The 14,992-nt window shown below is 38.3% G+C and carries 10 protein-coding genes and 5 tRNA genes; all 15 read left to right on the top strand.

Annotated elements, in window-relative coordinates:
• The first annotated feature begins 110 nt into the window (after nt 1–110).
• The 15 genes from ACFX4G_RS02325 (at nt 111) to ACFX4G_RS02255 (ending at nt 14,773) form a co-directional block, all read left to right on the top strand.
• Nucleotides 111–1,766, top strand: coding sequence for a Na/Pi cotransporter family protein (locus tag ACFX4G_RS02325; RefSeq protein ID WP_097824603.1), 1,656 nt, complete (start codon nt 111–113; stop codon nt 1,764–1,766).
• Nucleotides 1,767–1,852: 86 nt separating this feature from the next.
• Nucleotides 1,853–2,338 carry a DUF456 domain-containing protein gene (locus ACFX4G_RS02320; RefSeq protein WP_097824602.1) on the top strand — a complete coding sequence of 162 codons (486 nt, stop codon included), beginning with the start codon at nt 1,853–1,855 and terminating at the stop codon, nt 2,336–2,338.
• A gap of 62 nt (nt 2,339–2,400) precedes the next feature.
• Nucleotides 2,401–2,475, top strand: a tRNA-Asn gene (locus ACFX4G_RS02315).
• A 1-nt stretch (nt 2,476) separates the two neighbouring features.
• A tRNA-Met gene (locus ACFX4G_RS02310) sits at nt 2,477–2,550 on the top strand.
• Nucleotides 2,551–2,590: 40 nt separating this feature from the next.
• Nucleotides 2,591–2,665 (top strand) — tRNA-Asn (locus ACFX4G_RS02305).
• A 3-nt stretch (nt 2,666–2,668) separates the two neighbouring features.
• Nucleotides 2,669–2,745: transfer RNA gene (locus tag ACFX4G_RS02300), tRNA-Ile, on the top strand.
• 11 nt (nt 2,746–2,756) lie between these two features.
• Nucleotides 2,757–2,849 (top strand) — tRNA-Ser (locus tag ACFX4G_RS02295).
• A gap of 197 nt (nt 2,850–3,046) precedes the next feature.
• A complete protein-coding gene (sodA, locus tag ACFX4G_RS02290; protein WP_013059198.1) occupies nt 3,047–3,655 on the top strand; it encodes a superoxide dismutase SodA in 609 nt (202 codons plus the stop codon).
• A gap of 129 nt (nt 3,656–3,784) precedes the next feature.
• The gene (locus ACFX4G_RS02285; protein WP_097824601.1) at nt 3,785–5,062 is read left to right on the top strand and encodes an MFS transporter; all 1,278 of its coding nucleotides are present in this window, start codon (nt 3,785–3,787) and stop codon (nt 5,060–5,062) included.
• Between the two features lie 161 nt (nt 5,063–5,223).
• Nucleotides 5,224–7,401, top strand: coding sequence for a peptidoglycan D,D-transpeptidase FtsI family protein (locus ACFX4G_RS02280; RefSeq protein ID WP_377572762.1), 2,178 nt, complete (start codon nt 5,224–5,226; stop codon nt 7,399–7,401).
• 617 nt (nt 7,402–8,018) lie between these two features.
• Nucleotides 8,019–8,816: a phosphate ABC transporter ATP-binding protein PstB gene (gene pstB, locus ACFX4G_RS02275; protein ID WP_371264484.1), complete on the top strand. Its 798-nt coding sequence runs from the start codon at nt 8,019–8,021 to the stop codon at nt 8,814–8,816.
• Nucleotides 8,817–8,838: 22 nt separating this feature from the next.
• On the top strand, nt 8,839–9,498 hold the full coding sequence (gene phoU / locus ACFX4G_RS02270; protein ID WP_013059193.1) for a phosphate signaling complex protein PhoU: 660 nt from the start codon (nt 8,839–8,841) through the stop codon (nt 9,496–9,498).
• Nucleotides 9,499–9,691: 193 nt separating this feature from the next.
• Entirely contained in the window at nt 9,692–10,186 is a 495-nt protein-coding gene (locus ACFX4G_RS02265) for a DUF4912 domain-containing protein (RefSeq protein WP_013085028.1), read from the top strand.
• Nucleotides 10,179–12,497, top strand: coding sequence for a glycosyltransferase (locus tag ACFX4G_RS02260; RefSeq protein ID WP_377572760.1), 2,319 nt, complete (start codon nt 10,179–10,181; stop codon nt 12,495–12,497). Before ACFX4G_RS02265 ends, ACFX4G_RS02260 begins: the two co-directional genes overlap by 8 nt.
• On the top strand, nt 12,494–14,773 hold the full coding sequence (locus tag ACFX4G_RS02255) for a sugar phosphate nucleotidyltransferase (RefSeq protein ID WP_377572758.1): 2,280 nt from the start codon (nt 12,494–12,496) through the stop codon (nt 14,771–14,773). The genes ACFX4G_RS02260 and ACFX4G_RS02255 overlap by 4 nt, the downstream gene beginning before the upstream one ends.
• The last annotated feature ends 219 nt before the right edge of the window (nt 14,774–14,992 follow it).

Here is a 14,992-nt window from a genome sequence, read left to right as displayed (position 1 = left end):
TTAAGTTATTGTAAACATTAAGGGAAAGCCGTTTACAGTACTTTCAAACTTCATTAATAATAGTAGGGACTTATTTATGTCGTTAGAAAAAAATCAAGGAGCTGAGATATTTGGAACTAGATGTTCAAAAAATGATTTTTGAATTTATCGGCGGACTGGGAATCTTTTTATTTGGAATTAAGTTCATGGGAGATGGATTGCAAAAGTCAGCAGGAGATAAATTACGTGATATTTTAGACAGATTTACTACTAATCCGTTTATGGGAGTTCTAGCAGGTATCCTAGTTACTGTTCTTATTCAGAGCAGCTCAGGAACTACTGTTATTACGGTAGGCTTAGTAAGTGCTGGTTTTATGACTTTGCGCCAAGCTATAGGCGTTATTATGGGAGCAAATATCGGTACGACAGTTACAGCTTTTATAATCGGAATTGACATTTCGAGCTACGCTCTTCCTATTCTCGCAGTGGGAGCTATTTTACTCTTTTTCTTTAAAAGTAAGGCAGTTCAAAACTTTGGCCAGATCGCTTTTGGTTTTGGCATGCTCTTCTTTGGTTTAGAGCTTATGGGAAGTGGAATGAAGCCGCTTAGGTCCCTTCAACAATTTCAAGATTTAACTGTAAGCATGAGCGATAATCCTATTTTAGGAGTCGTAATTGGCACTTTATTTACGGTAATTGTTCAAAGTTCTAGCGCTACTATTGGCATTCTACAAGAACTTTTTGGACAGGGCGCTATTGATATACAGGCAGCGCTGCCTGTACTGTTTGGAGATAATATTGGCACAACTATTACTGCCATTTTAGCTTCAATCGGGGCAAGTGTAGCTGCAAGAAGGGCTGCTTTAACGCATGTCATGTTTAACTTAATTGGTACAACAATCTTTTTGATTATCTTGCCTCTATTTACTCGTTTTGTGGAATATTTGAAAGTAGCAATGGATTTGAATCCTGAAATGACGATTGCGTTTGCTCATGGTATTTTTAACACAACCAATACAATTATCCAGTTCCCGTTGATCGGTCTGCTTGCTTTAATTGTGACAAAACTAATTCCTGGAGAAGATGCTGTTATAGACTTTAAGCCTAAGCATCTTGATCCGATTTTTATTGAGCAGTCCTCTTCAATTGCTCTTGGTCAGGCAAAGGCAGAGCTGATTCGTATGGGAGAGTTTGCGACGCTTGGGTTGGAAGAGGCAAACGGCTATTTAAAAACACGTCAGCCTCAACATGCTGATGCTACTATGCAAATTGAAAATGCGATTAATAATCTGGATAAAAAAATTACTGATTATTTAGTGCTGTTATCCCGCTCTTCAATGTCAGAAGCAGAAAGTGAGGAACATTCGGTTCTTCTAGATACAGCACGAGATATTGAGCGTATTGGCGATCATTTTGAGAACATTATTGAGCTTGTTGATTATCAAATTACGAACAAAGTAAAGATGACCAAAGAAGCTAATAACGATTTAGCTGATATGTTCGAATTGACTATTCTAACAGTTAAAGAAGCTGTCTCTTCTTTAGAAAAAGTGGATAGAGAAAAAGCAGTACAAGTCATTCAAAAAGAAGAACAGATTGATGCGATGGAGCGTCTACTTCGTAAGAAGCACATTTTACGCCTGAATGAAAACATTTGTACAGGATCTGCTGCTATTGTTTTTGTGGATATTATTAGCAACTTAGAACGGGTCGGGGATCATGCGGTTAATATTGCGGAAGCGGTACTGGGCGATCGTTATGCAAAGACCTATTCACAGGTAAAATAAAGAAAGACCTTGCTTAAGCAAGGTCTTTCTTTATAGGTGTAGTTATTGTATGATAAATAGTAATACTAAAAAGGATAGGTGCGAACGTGGCTATTTTATGTTGGGCATTAATTATCGTTAGCTTTGTTGTATCGTTTGTTGGGTTAGTTTATCCCATCATCCCAAGCGTGCTATTTGTAGCTCTAGGATTTGTTATATACGGTTTATTTTATGATTTCAGCTCCTATAGCTGGTTATTTTGGGTGATACAAGGATTGTTAGTTGTGGCACTTTTTTTAGCAGACTATATAGCTAATATTATTGGTGTGAAAAAATTCGGAGGCACTAGAGCAGGTGTTTGGGGAAGTACAGTTGGGCTGCTTGTAGGTCCGTTTGTCATTCCGGGATTTGGAATTATTTTAGGGCCGTTTATCGGAGCGATTGTAGGAGAACTGCTTGTTCATCGGACCACAATTAGCAACGCAGTAAAAATTGGAGTAGGTTCGGTTATTGGCTTTTTTAGTGGCGCTATTTCAAAAGGATTTATTCAACTGCTGATGATTGCCTATTTTTTATACGCTGTTTTAAAATAATATATTGACTTTAGGCTAGAAACATGTTAAATTTTTAATGTCGCTAGTAAATGTTATATTGTTCCACAGTAGCTCAGTGGTAGAGCTATCGGCTGTTAACCGATCGGTCGTAGGTTCGAGTCCTACCTGTGGAGCCATGGCGGTGTAGCTCAGCTGGCTAGAGCGTACGGTTCATACCCGTGAGGTCGGGGGTTCGATCCCCTCCGCCGCTATTTTCCAATTTACGTTTGTGGCATACATAATTCATATTGTTCCACAGTAGCTCAGTGGTAGAGCTATCGGCTGTTAACCGATCGGTCGTAGGTTCGAGTCCTACCTGTGGAGCCATGTGGACCCTTAGCTCAGCTGGTTAGAGCAGACGGCTCATAACCGTCCGGTCGCAGGTTCGAGTCCTGCAGGGTCCACCATTTATAGGGTTGGAGGAATACCCAAGTCCGGCTGAAGGGATCGGTCTTGAAAACCGACAGGGGTGTTAAAGCCCGCGGGGGTTCGAATCCCTCTTCCTCCGCCATACTATTGTCTATTCAAAGCTTCTTTTGAGAAAAAGAAGCTTTTTTTATGTTTAAAAGAATAGCGAATGGGAATTAGGTAAATATAAATCATGGATTAGGAACTTTTTATTTGAAACAGTAGGGTAAATTTGCTAATCTAAACGTATATGGTGCTTTTGCGCCAAAATGCTTACATATTTTGAAGGAGGAATTATTCATGGCTTACAAATTACCAGAACTACCTTATGCATACGATGCACTGGAACCACATATCGACAAAGAAACAATGAATATTCACCACACAAAACATCACAACACATATGTTACAAATCTAAACGCTGCTGTTGAAGGCAAAGCGGATTTAGAAAGCAAAAGTATTGAAGAGTTAATTTCAAACTTAGATGCTGTTCCTGAAGATATCCGTACAGCAGTACGCAATAACGGTGGCGGTCATGCGAACCACTCATTATTTTGGACAATCCTTTGCCCTAACGGTGGCGGTGCTCCAACTGGTGAATTAGCAGACGCTATCGCTAGCAAATTCGGCAGCTTTGATCAATTCAAAGAAGAATTTGCAAATGCAGCTAAAACTCGCTTCGGTTCTGGCTGGGCTTGGTTAGTTGTAAACAACGGCGAATTAGAAGTAACAAGCACACCAAACCAAGATAGCCCATTAATGGAAGGCAAAACGCCAATTCTTGGTCTAGACGTTTGGGAGCACGCTTACTACTTAAATTACCAAAACCGCCGTCCAGATTACATTTCAGCATTCTTTAATGTTGTAAAATGGGACGAAGTTGCTAAGCGTTACGACGCTGCAAAATAAGCTAAAGACGTATTTAAGAGCCAGTAAAGTAATTATTACCTTTACTGGCTTTTTTGTTTTCCAATTCTTTTACATATCTCCTTTTCTTTTTCACACACTAGGTGTAGAAGAGAAAAGGAGTTTTTTGATATGCCTTTATTAAAAAAAGTAGTTGGAGATGTAGAAGTTAGTAAAGATTTACTTTTGCTTTTAATTATAGGCGGTCTTTATGCCTTGGCTATTTCAATTTCCAATTCGTTTGTTAACATTTATCTGTGGAAACAATCAGGCGAATTTTCGGATCTCGCTATTTATAATTTAGCGGTAGTGGTGCTTCAGCCGCTTACGTTTATTTTAGCAGGTAAATGGGCCAAACGAATTGACCGGGTTGTGGTTTTAAGGTTAGGTGTATCTTTTTTAGCTGTTTTTTATATCGCTGTATTAGTCAGTGGAGCTAACGCAGCCGAGTATTTAGTATTGCTTGGTGGACTGCTGGGTATAGGATACGGCTTTTATTGGCTAGCTTTTAATGTGCTAACTTTTGAAATTACAGAACCTGATACAAGAGACTTTTTTAACGGATTTTTAGGGATCTTAAACTCTTTTGCAGGGATGATTGGTCCTTTAGGAGCGGGCTTTGTTATTTCCGCTTTGTATGAATCACTTGGGTATAAAATTGTGTTTGGTGTATCGCTGCTATTGTTTATCGGTGCCGTTGTACTTAGTTTTTTTATTACAAGACGCGCAGCGGAAGGAGTATACAAATTTAAAGAAGTATGGGCTGAACGAAAAGTCAATAAAGACTGGAATCGAATATTGCAGGCTCATTTCTTTCAAGGGTTGCGTGAAGGTACGTTCATTTTTGTTGTATCCGTCATGGTATTTATTACGACGGGAAGTGAATTAGCTTTAGGAACATATGGACTGGTGAATTCAGCGGTTGCATTTGTAGGATACTATGTTGCCTCAAGGTTTATTAAGCAAAAAAATCGCCTTCGGTTTATCTTCACAGGGGGCCTCCTTCTCTATGGAGCAGTCTTTTTGCTTATCTTTAACTTATCGTATCCAAAGTTAATTATATATGCTGTTTGTATTGCCGTTGCCTATCCTATTTTATTGGTTCCATTCATTTCTCTAACGTACGATGTGATTGGACGAGCAAAAGACGTTGTTTCAAAAAGAATTGAATACATTGTTGTCAGAGAAGTATTTCTGAATATCGGGCGCGTCGTTTCCATATCTTTATTTTTAATAGCTGTACTGTTTTTTGATGAAGCAAAAAGTATTCCCATTTTATTAGCTATTGTTGGAGCAGGGCATACGATCATTTATTTTTGTGTGAGACATATCTCACAGCCTCTGCACAAAAAAGAAACGACTGTTACTCCTCCGGTATTAAATGAAGGAGACGGAGAGTCTCCAGCTTAGAGTGTTGTCAGCTCCTTCATTTGCACTATGGAAAATGCTTCGCTTTTCTTTTAAAATAAATACGTTGTGTAAATAGGCACCTGCCAGGTGTCTATTTATTTGCTAAATGGCTGATTTTATGGTGTTATGGTATATATGTTTTATAAAGTGTAGGTGTTGGTATGAAAAAGAAAAAAAGAAGAAAAAGTCACGTGCCTTTTCGTGTGAACTTACTTTTCTTGACCGTATTTGCCCTATTTTCCGTATTAATTTTGCGGTTGGGACTTGTTCAAATTGTATACGGTGAGAATTACGAACGAGAAGTGGAAAAAACACAGGACGTTACGGTCAGTACGCCTGTTCCTCGAGGGAAAATGTATGATCGTTATAACCGCGTAATTGTAGATAATACCTCTTTAAATACGATTACATATACTCGTTTTCAAGGAAATACAGCTGAAGAAAGGCTGCGTATCGCTAAAAAGTTAGCCACTATGATCGATGTTCCTTACACCACAAATGTGATTGATATTCCGGAAAATAAAAAGAATAAAGACGCTAAAAATGTGGTAAAAATTACAGAACGCGATATGAAGGATTATTGGATTATGCTTCACCCTAAAGAAGCGGAACAGAAAATTACGCAAGCTGATCGCAAAAAAGTTCAAGATGGTGAAATGACTGATGACGAACTGTATCAACGTCAGTTAGACCGCATCTCTAAAAAAGATTTAGAAAGTCTAAAGAGTGATTTAGAAGTTCTCGCTATTAAGCGCCAAATGGAGGCAGGTTACTCTAACACCCCGCAAATTGTTAAGAGCGGTGTGACAAATGAAGAGTATGCCGTTGTAAGTGAGCACTTAGATGAACTTCCAGGTGTTGATACAACAACGTATTGGGATCGCTCATACCCAGAAAACAGTACTCTTCGTACCTTGCTTGGAAATGTATCATCTGCCAACGAAGGACTGCCTAAAGATAAAGTACAGTATTACTTGTCAAGAGGCTATAGCCGAAATGACCAAGTTGGGACGAGCTATTTAGAGAAGCAATACGAAGCCCAGCTCAGCGGTCAAAAAGAAAAAGTCCAATATGTAACAGATAAAAAAGGAAATCTCCTTGATACAATTCAAGTGTCTAAAGGTGAACGCGGCAGTGATTTGGTTTTAACTATTGATATGGAGCTTCAAAAAGCGGTAGAAAAACAAATTACGGACCAGCTTTTAGCCAAAAAGCAAATGAAAGGAACGCAATTTTTAGACCGTGCTTTTGTTATTATGATGGATCCTCACACAGGAGAAATTTTAACAATGGCAGGTAAAAAATACACCATTGATAAGAAGACTGGAGCGCCTAAAATAGAAGATTTTGCATTGGGGAATATTTCAACATCTTATACAATGGGCTCTGTTGTAAAAGGAGCAACGGTTTTAGCCGGCTTAGATTCAGGAGCTATTAAGCCAAACACAGTGTTCGTTGATGAACCGTTAAAAATTAAAGGAACACCGGTTAAAAAATCAGCTGAGGCTGAAGGGTTAGGACCCTTAACGTATTCATCTGCGTTAAAATATTCATCCAACGTATTTATGTTTAAAACGGTAATGGCTATGGCTGGGTTACAGTATCATAAAAACATGACTTTACCGATTAAACCTGATACATTCAGCGAACTGCGTTCTTACTACAGTCAGTTCGGCTTAGGCGTATCAACAGGTATAGACCTTGATAACGAATCAACAGGTGTCCAAGGTGGAAGCGATGTTCCAGGAACGGCGCTTGATTTAGGCATTGGTCAGTATGATACGTACACGCCGCTGCAGCTTGTTCAATATACTTCTGCAATAGCTAATGGAGGGTATCGCATTAAGCCGCAGCTAGTAAAAGAAATCCGAAAACCAACGATTAAAACCGATGAAATTGGCGGTACGCAGCATTCATTTGAGCCTGATGTGTTAAATCGTATCACGATGAAAGAAGAATACATTAAAGATGTTCAAAGTGGCTTTAAGCGCGTTACGCAAGAACAAGGCGGTACAGGGTATGCAGCTTTCCATACAGCGAACTATAATCCTGCTGGTAAATCAGGAACGGCACAAGCCTATGAGAAAAAACCTAGCGGAGGGGACCCTATTAAAGTTAATAATTCAAACTTTGTGGCCTTTGCTCCGGCAAATAATCCTGAAATTGCAGTAGCTGTGGTGGTACCATCGGCATTTGTGCCAAGTGCACCAAATACCATTACAAAAGAGCTTGCTCGTTCTGCGCTCGATACGTATTTTGATTTAAAGAAAAAAGGTGAACAAGAAGTAAAAGATCAAGAAGAGAACCAACAGGCTGTCATTGCAAACGACGCCAATTAAAGAGGCTGGGACAAAAGCATATTAGTTGAAGTAAGATCCGAACAAAGTTGATTAAGAATCAACTTTGTTCGGATTTTTTATTTATAGGATGAAAGTAGATTTCGTGTATGTAGGTGCTTTTAGCGGTTGATTGGAGGGCAAGGTGAAGACTTCTGCAGGAAAAGCGAAGCGATGAGGAGACTCACCGGCCGCCCGTGAAACGAAAATCAACAGCGGTATCGGAAGTAATTCATACTGGCTTATTAATCCAATCCACCCATCTTTAGATTGAATTAATTTAGTTATGTCTCTACCTCTTCTTTTTTGTTAGAAATCTTTACATATATGGTTTTTTATTGAATTTAAGGGTCGTAAGAACTAGTTTTTTACCTAAAAAACACGCAGATAGACCTTCGTTTACAAAAGCTTTACATTGAGTTAAAACACAATTAATAGTCGGCTATTATTCTGTAAGTGTAAGGGTTAATAGAAATGATCAAAATAAGGGGAAGCGTTTCGGCTTCTCGTATTTATTTACACTGATAGTAAACAATAGATATTAAATAGACATAGAGAGACTTTTATTGTGCTCAAAACGGTTAAAGACGATGAAGGAGGATTATCCAATGGCAATAACAATGGAATTGACTAACAAAGAAAAAGTAGATACTCCGCAAACAAAAGAAATTGTATATAAAACAAAAGGTTTGAATTTATGGTATGGCAACACACATGCCTTAAAAAATATTGATTTAGACATTCATGCTAACGAAGTTACCGCGATTATCGGTCCATCAGGCTGTGGAAAATCAACATATATTAAAACGTTAAATCGTATGGTAGAAATGACTCCAATTGTCCGTACATCAGGTGAGATTGAGTATAGAGGGAAAAATATTTTTGATAAATCGTACCACGTGGAAGAGCTGCGCACGCAAGTAGGAATGGTTTTCCAAAAGCCAAATCCGTTCCCGAAATCTATTTATGATAATATTGCGTACGGTCCAAGAATTCATGGTGTTCGCAACAAGAAAAAACTAGATGAAATTGTTGAAAAAAGTTTACGAGGAGCAGCTATTTGGGACGAAGTTAAAGATCGTTTGAATCAAAATGCAAATGGGTTGTCAGGTGGACAACAGCAGCGTATCTGTATTGCGCGATGCTTGGCAATTGAACCTGACGTTATTTTAATGGATGAGCCTACTTCTGCGCTTGATCCAATTTCAACATTAAAAGTAGAAGAGTTAGTACAAGAATTAAAGAAAGACTTCAGCATTATTATTGTTACCCATAATATGCAGCAAGCGGCACGTATTTCAGATAAAACAGCATTTTTCTTAAATGGAGAAGTGGTAGAGTACGCAGAAACAGATAAAATCTTCTCAATGCCATCTGATAAACGCACAGAAGATTATATTACAGGTCGTTTTGGTTAAGACATACAAGGAGATGGGATGAGTGGTTGTACGCGAAAAGTTTCATGGTGATTTAAAGATATTACGTGAAAAATTATTAGAAATAGGGCGCTTAACGCATGAGGCGCTATCAAAATCAATTGAAGCGCTGCAAACAAGCAACGTTGAGCTGGCCCTAGAAATTATCGACGGCGATTCATACGTGGATGACTTAGAAGAAGAAATTAATGACCTAGCTATCTTACTGATCGCAAAGCAGCAGCCGGTGGCTATCGATTTAAGACGTATCATTGTGGCAATTAAAATTGCTTCGGATGTTGAGCGTATGGCAGATTTTGCGGTTAACGTAGCAAAATCAGCTATACGAATTGGAAACGAAGAATTAATTAAGCCGTTAGAACACGTAAAGAAAATGCACGATATTTCGATTGAAATGTTGAGCCTTTCGTTAAAAGCTTATCACGAGGAAGATCTTGTGCTGGCTAAAAAAGTAGCGGAAATGGACGATCAAGTGGATGAGCTCTACGGAATAACAATCAAAGAACTTTTAAGTCTTGCTAAAGAAAAGCAGGAGGCTATGAACCAAATTACGCAGCTTTTATTTGTAGCCCGCTATTTAGAGCGTATGGCTGATCATACCACTAACGTAGCAGAAAGCGTATTTTACCTTGTAAAAGGCAAACGCTACGACTTAAACGAATAGTAGAAAAACCTCTTCTAATAAGCGAAGAGGTTTTTTTGTTAGTAAATTATAATTACTATGTTAATCTGAATTTTTAACACAAATCGACAAATTGCGTTTATTGTGGCAACTTTTTCTGAATGGTAAGATGTTAATAAGTTTATACGGCATTTATATGTAGAAAAAACATTCTAAGAAACGAAGTGATAAAACAGTGGCTGCTAATCTTATTCAAAACTTAAATGTGTGTATAGCTACTCAGCTTGACTCATCTCGTATTTATGTTCACTGGTCGTTTTCTGAGCATATTCGAGAGATGGTAGAAAGTATGTTTTCGACACGGTGGGAAGAATTGAATCTAGCTATGTGTACGTATGATATAACAGGTCTTCATTTTAACGGCCATGAATCAAACCGCTATTATATGAAGGGTCTTACTCCTAAGCAAGACTTCATGTTTATGAACAGCTTGGAAAGTGAGCGCACGTATGTAATAGATATTGGTATTCAAGATAAAGAAGGAAGTTTTTTTTCCCTTCTTCGTTCGAATCCAGTTTATTTGATGAAAGAAAAATATGAACAAGTGAATGTAACTTCGTTAGGCTGGATGTACGAACCTGTAAAAGTTCACCAGGGTGTTCAAAATGAATTTAGCACATATTCCTTATATTCAAATGACTTGGAGCAGGTGAAGAAGCAATATGAATAGTGATGACTGTATTCTTTTAACTTATATGCATTGTCCGTTGCTACATGTACTTCAAACAGAGAGTGAGTATCTGCTGTTTGAACAAGTAACGAACGAGTGCATCCCTTTTTTAGATCAAATTGAGTCTAAGAAATTGATAGGTGCAACAGCTGTGATGTCTTGTGTGTTTTTGAACGCATTAAACAACGAGGAGTTTAATACTCGTTACGCTCAATATTTACACCAGTTTTCAAGCCGGCAGCATCAGAGAGCACTCACCTTTTTAAAAAAGTGGAACGGGAGCTTGTTCTCAGCCTGCAAATATTTTTTTCAGCATGACATGATGGAGTGTATTCCTACTACCGTAACGAACGCGTTCGTTTCCACCCTTAAAACCGAACAAACATTAAATCTCCAAATTACAGAAGCAATACGTGTTTTTCAACAGTTTTTTGAAAAAAAGCCCGTCGGTTTTTTTATACAGCAAGGAGAGTATACTCATCAAGTAGATATGCTCCTAAAATCTCATGAAATATGCTATACCTTTGTGAAGTCATCAACAGATGAACTAAAAAAGTCGCCTGCTGGCATTATCTTGTTTCCATATCCTAAGCAAGGAAAACAAGTTGAGGAAGGAACAATCAATAAAGCGAGCGTTTTTTTGGATTTGAAGGCTAAGGACACGCTTGGCTTTCAGCGAATGCAAGCAGCAAGCGGTATATTTCAATATCCTTTAGATTACGCGAGGGATATAGAATTTCATCAAAACGAAACTCTTGCACTCTACGGTGCAACAAAAAGCGCTGAATTTGTCAGTGAGAACAATCAATTGTTTATTTCAACCGTACAGAAGTCAGAGGCGATGCTAGATGTTATCGATTCTAAACATCCTAGCGTGGTGAATGCTATCTACCGACAGTGGCTCCTTTTAAGTAGCAGCGATTGGCTTTATAATTTTGAAAAAGTCAAAGGTGAATACGAAAGGCAAGTAAAACTATTTGATTTTCTTTGTCACGAAGAGAACCCAAGGATGGATAGCGAAAACAGTTTTCTTTCAGGAAGTTCTTTTTTATCCCCTGCAAAAGAGATAGAGCCGGCGGCTTTATCAGTAAATCAATATAAAGGCGGTCTCTCCATTTTAATGCTTGCATGGGAATTCCCTCCTCTAGTTATCGGAGGACTTGCACGACATGTATTTGATTTATCCAGAGCGTTAGCAAAGGAGGGCCATCACGTTAGTGTATTAACAACTTATGTAGAGGGGCTGCCGGAATATGAGCGTTTATACGGTGTTCACGTTTACCGAGTTAAAAGCCTGCAGCCTCATCACCCGGATTTTTTGACATGGGTAAACAGTTTGAACGTGGCTATGGCTCTTAGAGGACTGCAGTTAGGCTACAAGCTGTCTTTTGACGTTATTCATGCTCATGACTGGCTTGTTGCCTCCGCTGCAAAATGTTTAGCAGATAAAACGGATAGACCGCTAATTACGACCATTCATGCGACAGAACATGGGCGCAATAATGGTATTCATAATGACATGCAGCAAAAAATTCACTTGCAAGAAGAGGAGCTGATTCGACAATCAAGCTCAATCATTGTCTGCAGCGACTATATGAAGAAGGAATTAATCACTTTATTTCAAGTAGAGCAAGATAAAATTGCTATATTTCCAAATGGAATTGACAAGCAGCTGGTAGTCGACGCAGTAAATGAGCGGTTAAAAGAAAGTTTACAAAAGAAATATAATTTTAGAAAGGCCCCTATTATTTTTTCAATTGGACGAATTGTATATGAAAAAGGCTTTCAGCTATTTATTGAAGCAGCGGAACTATTTAAGAAAAAACAAATAGATGTTCAATTCGTTGTAGCAGGAAAAGGGCCTTTACTTCATGAGTTTCGAACACAAGTAAGTGAAAAGCAACTAGAAAAATACGTGTATTTTATTGGATACATTACCGATAACGAACGAAATCAGCTTCTTCAAGCTTGCAAAATGGTTGTTTTTCCAAGTTTATATGAACCTTTTGGAATTGTGGCTTTAGAGGGGATGGTAGCCAAGAAGCCAACTATCGTTGCCGATACAGGAGGTCTAAGCGATATTGTTTCACATTTCGACACGGGCCTGACGTTTGCCCGAGGAGATACGCTCGAATTAATCAACTGTATTGAATTTTTGTTAAAAAATGAAAAAACGGCTGCAAAAATCAGCGAAAATGGGTATAGAAAAGCAACAACTATGTTTAGCTGGGAAAAAATCGCTATTGATACAAGTAAGCTGTTTCAACATCAGATTTGCCAGGATAAAAAAAGAAGGGAGGCAAAAAATTGAAAGCCATTATACTTGCTGGCGGTAAAGGAACAAGACTGCAGCCCTTGACCTATACGATTCCAAAGCCTATGCTGCCGCTTTACGATAAACCTGTGATGGAATATAGCATTGAACTGCTTAAGAAACATGGAATTACAGAGATTGGGATTACGCTGCAGTATAGGCATGAACAAACTATTGAATACTTCGGGGATGGCTCTCAGTGGGGAGTGACGCTTACTTATTTTATCGAAAAAGAGCCTCTTGGAACAGCGGGCGGAATTAAGCGAGCAGAGGCCTTTATTGAGGAAGACTGTATTATTATTAGTGGAGATGCCTTAACAGAAATTAATCTTCAAGACGTTATTCATTTTCATTATGAACAAAAAAGCGAAATGACCATTGTTACAAAAGAAGTAAACGACGTGCGGGGTTATGGAGTGGTGACGATAGATGAAGGGCATCGAGTCACGGGATTTGTAGAGAAACCGACCTACGAACAGGCCAATAGCCGATTGATTAATACGGGAGTGTATGTGATCAAAAAATCCGTTCTTGATTACGTGAATTCTTATGGTCCTACAGATTTTAGCTTTGACATTATCCCGCTTCTTTTGGAATATAATCATACTGTGTGCAGTTTTGTAACGGAAGATTATTGGATTGATATTGGGCAAATCCACCATTATCGTCAAGCACACTATGATTTGTGGAGGAAGTGGTTTGGCAATAGACAGGAAAGTATTGTCTCAGATGACGCGCTTATAGAAGAAGGGGTGACTATTTACGATCCGGTTTACGTAGGAGAAAATGTGGTGATTAGAAAAGGTGCTTCAATTGGTCCTTACACGATTATCGGAACCAATAGTATCATAGAAGCACATGCTGCAATCGATAAAACAATTTTGCTCCAAAACGTAACGGTGGGGGCAGAATCGTTTTTATACAACGCTACGATAGGTCCCTATGTAAATGTTCAAGCAATGACTACGTATGTCCAAGATACAGTAGCTGAAAATCAAGTACTACCTCAACTTTCTGTAAAACCAGATGTTTCTATCTTCAAAAACGGTCGCCTGTATGTACATTCATCTGTTGATCGAGCAAGACTGTACAATGCGTTATTGCTTGTATGCAAACACCAAGGGTCGTTCTGTCTAGCAAGCGATGATGAAGGAGAAGCCATTCAACTTCGCAAAGAATGCTTTTCTTTTTTACGGAGTAATCATTCAGCTGTGTATGATATTAAAAAAGAAGCTCTTCCGGTATTTCGATATTGCATGATGACTTCACAAGCGAGCATTGGTATTTATATTGGTGTGGATAGCAAAAACAGCGGCCTCTTTTTAGAAATATATGACAAGAAAGGGCAATTAGTTAATCAGCTTATTGAAAAAAAGATTGAGCGGATGTACCTTCAAGCTAAACAAGCAAACATAACAACTTCTGTTTCACTTAGAGAAACAAGCATAGGAAATATCAGGGAAGAATATTGTGATGCTTTAGTAAAATCAATTAATCAGCATGTTTTATTGGAAGACAGTACGCGGATTGGCGTGATTTGTTCGCCGTTTATACAGGAAGTTATCGAACTATTATGTAAGCGTCTTCGTGTCCGTGTTTTATTTTTAAACAAATGGGAGAAAACAGAAGAAATCAAACGAATAATTAAACGAAATAAGCTGTCTTTTTGTATTCAGATTAAAGAAGATGGAGAAACATTTGCTCTATATGATGAAAAAGGCTGCAGCGTAAATGACTCAGAAATTATGTCGCTTTATATTTATAGCGTATACATGACAAAAAAAGTAGCATTCGTTCCTATTCCTATACACTATTCATCCACACTAGAAACATTTGCTCAATCTCTCAATCAATCATTTATGAGGACAAAAGCAAAAAAACGTGATTTACTTAGTCTTTTGGGGCCCGTTCAATTTCAGTTAGATGCCATGTACGCTTTATGTCAGCTGATCGAATTAATTATGGTGCAACAGCGGAAAATTTCTGAAATGATTCAATATGTCCCCCACGCTTATATGAACTGGCGGTATATTTCATGTCCGCTAGAAATTCAAGAACAAGTGATGAAGAAACTATTAGAAGAAGCAATCGGTAAACAAGTGTATGTCATTGATGGCTTAAAGATTTACCATGATCCCCATGAATGGACGCTTATTTTGCCCGATGGTCACTTGCCTGTATTAAATATTTATTCAGAGGCGTTAAACACTCAGACTGCCAAGAAGCTGTCGGCATATTTTGTAGAAAAAATACAAGAGTATCAAAGAGTGTAAATAATGGCTTTTATTTAAAAGAAAGGAAGTACGCCTCTCATAAAAAGAGTTCCGCTTATTTCAAGAAACTTCATCTATATGTAAGGCGTAGCAGAGAAGGAGCTCAGGGATCTAAGAGGAAAGAAAAAGTGAAGAAATGAAATTAAATGACTTTCTTCAAAAAAACAGACTGGCATTTCCTTTCGAAAAATGATATTATATTAAAGTCTGATTTATGTT

Origin of the sequence: Priestia sp. YIM B13486, from assembly GCF_042787865.1 — a bacterium.
In the GTDB taxonomy this organism is placed as follows: domain Bacteria; phylum Bacillota; class Bacilli; order Bacillales; family Bacillaceae_H; genus Priestia; species Priestia megaterium.
Note: the sequence above shows the minus strand (reverse complement) of the source record. Positions and strands in the feature narration are given on the sequence as shown.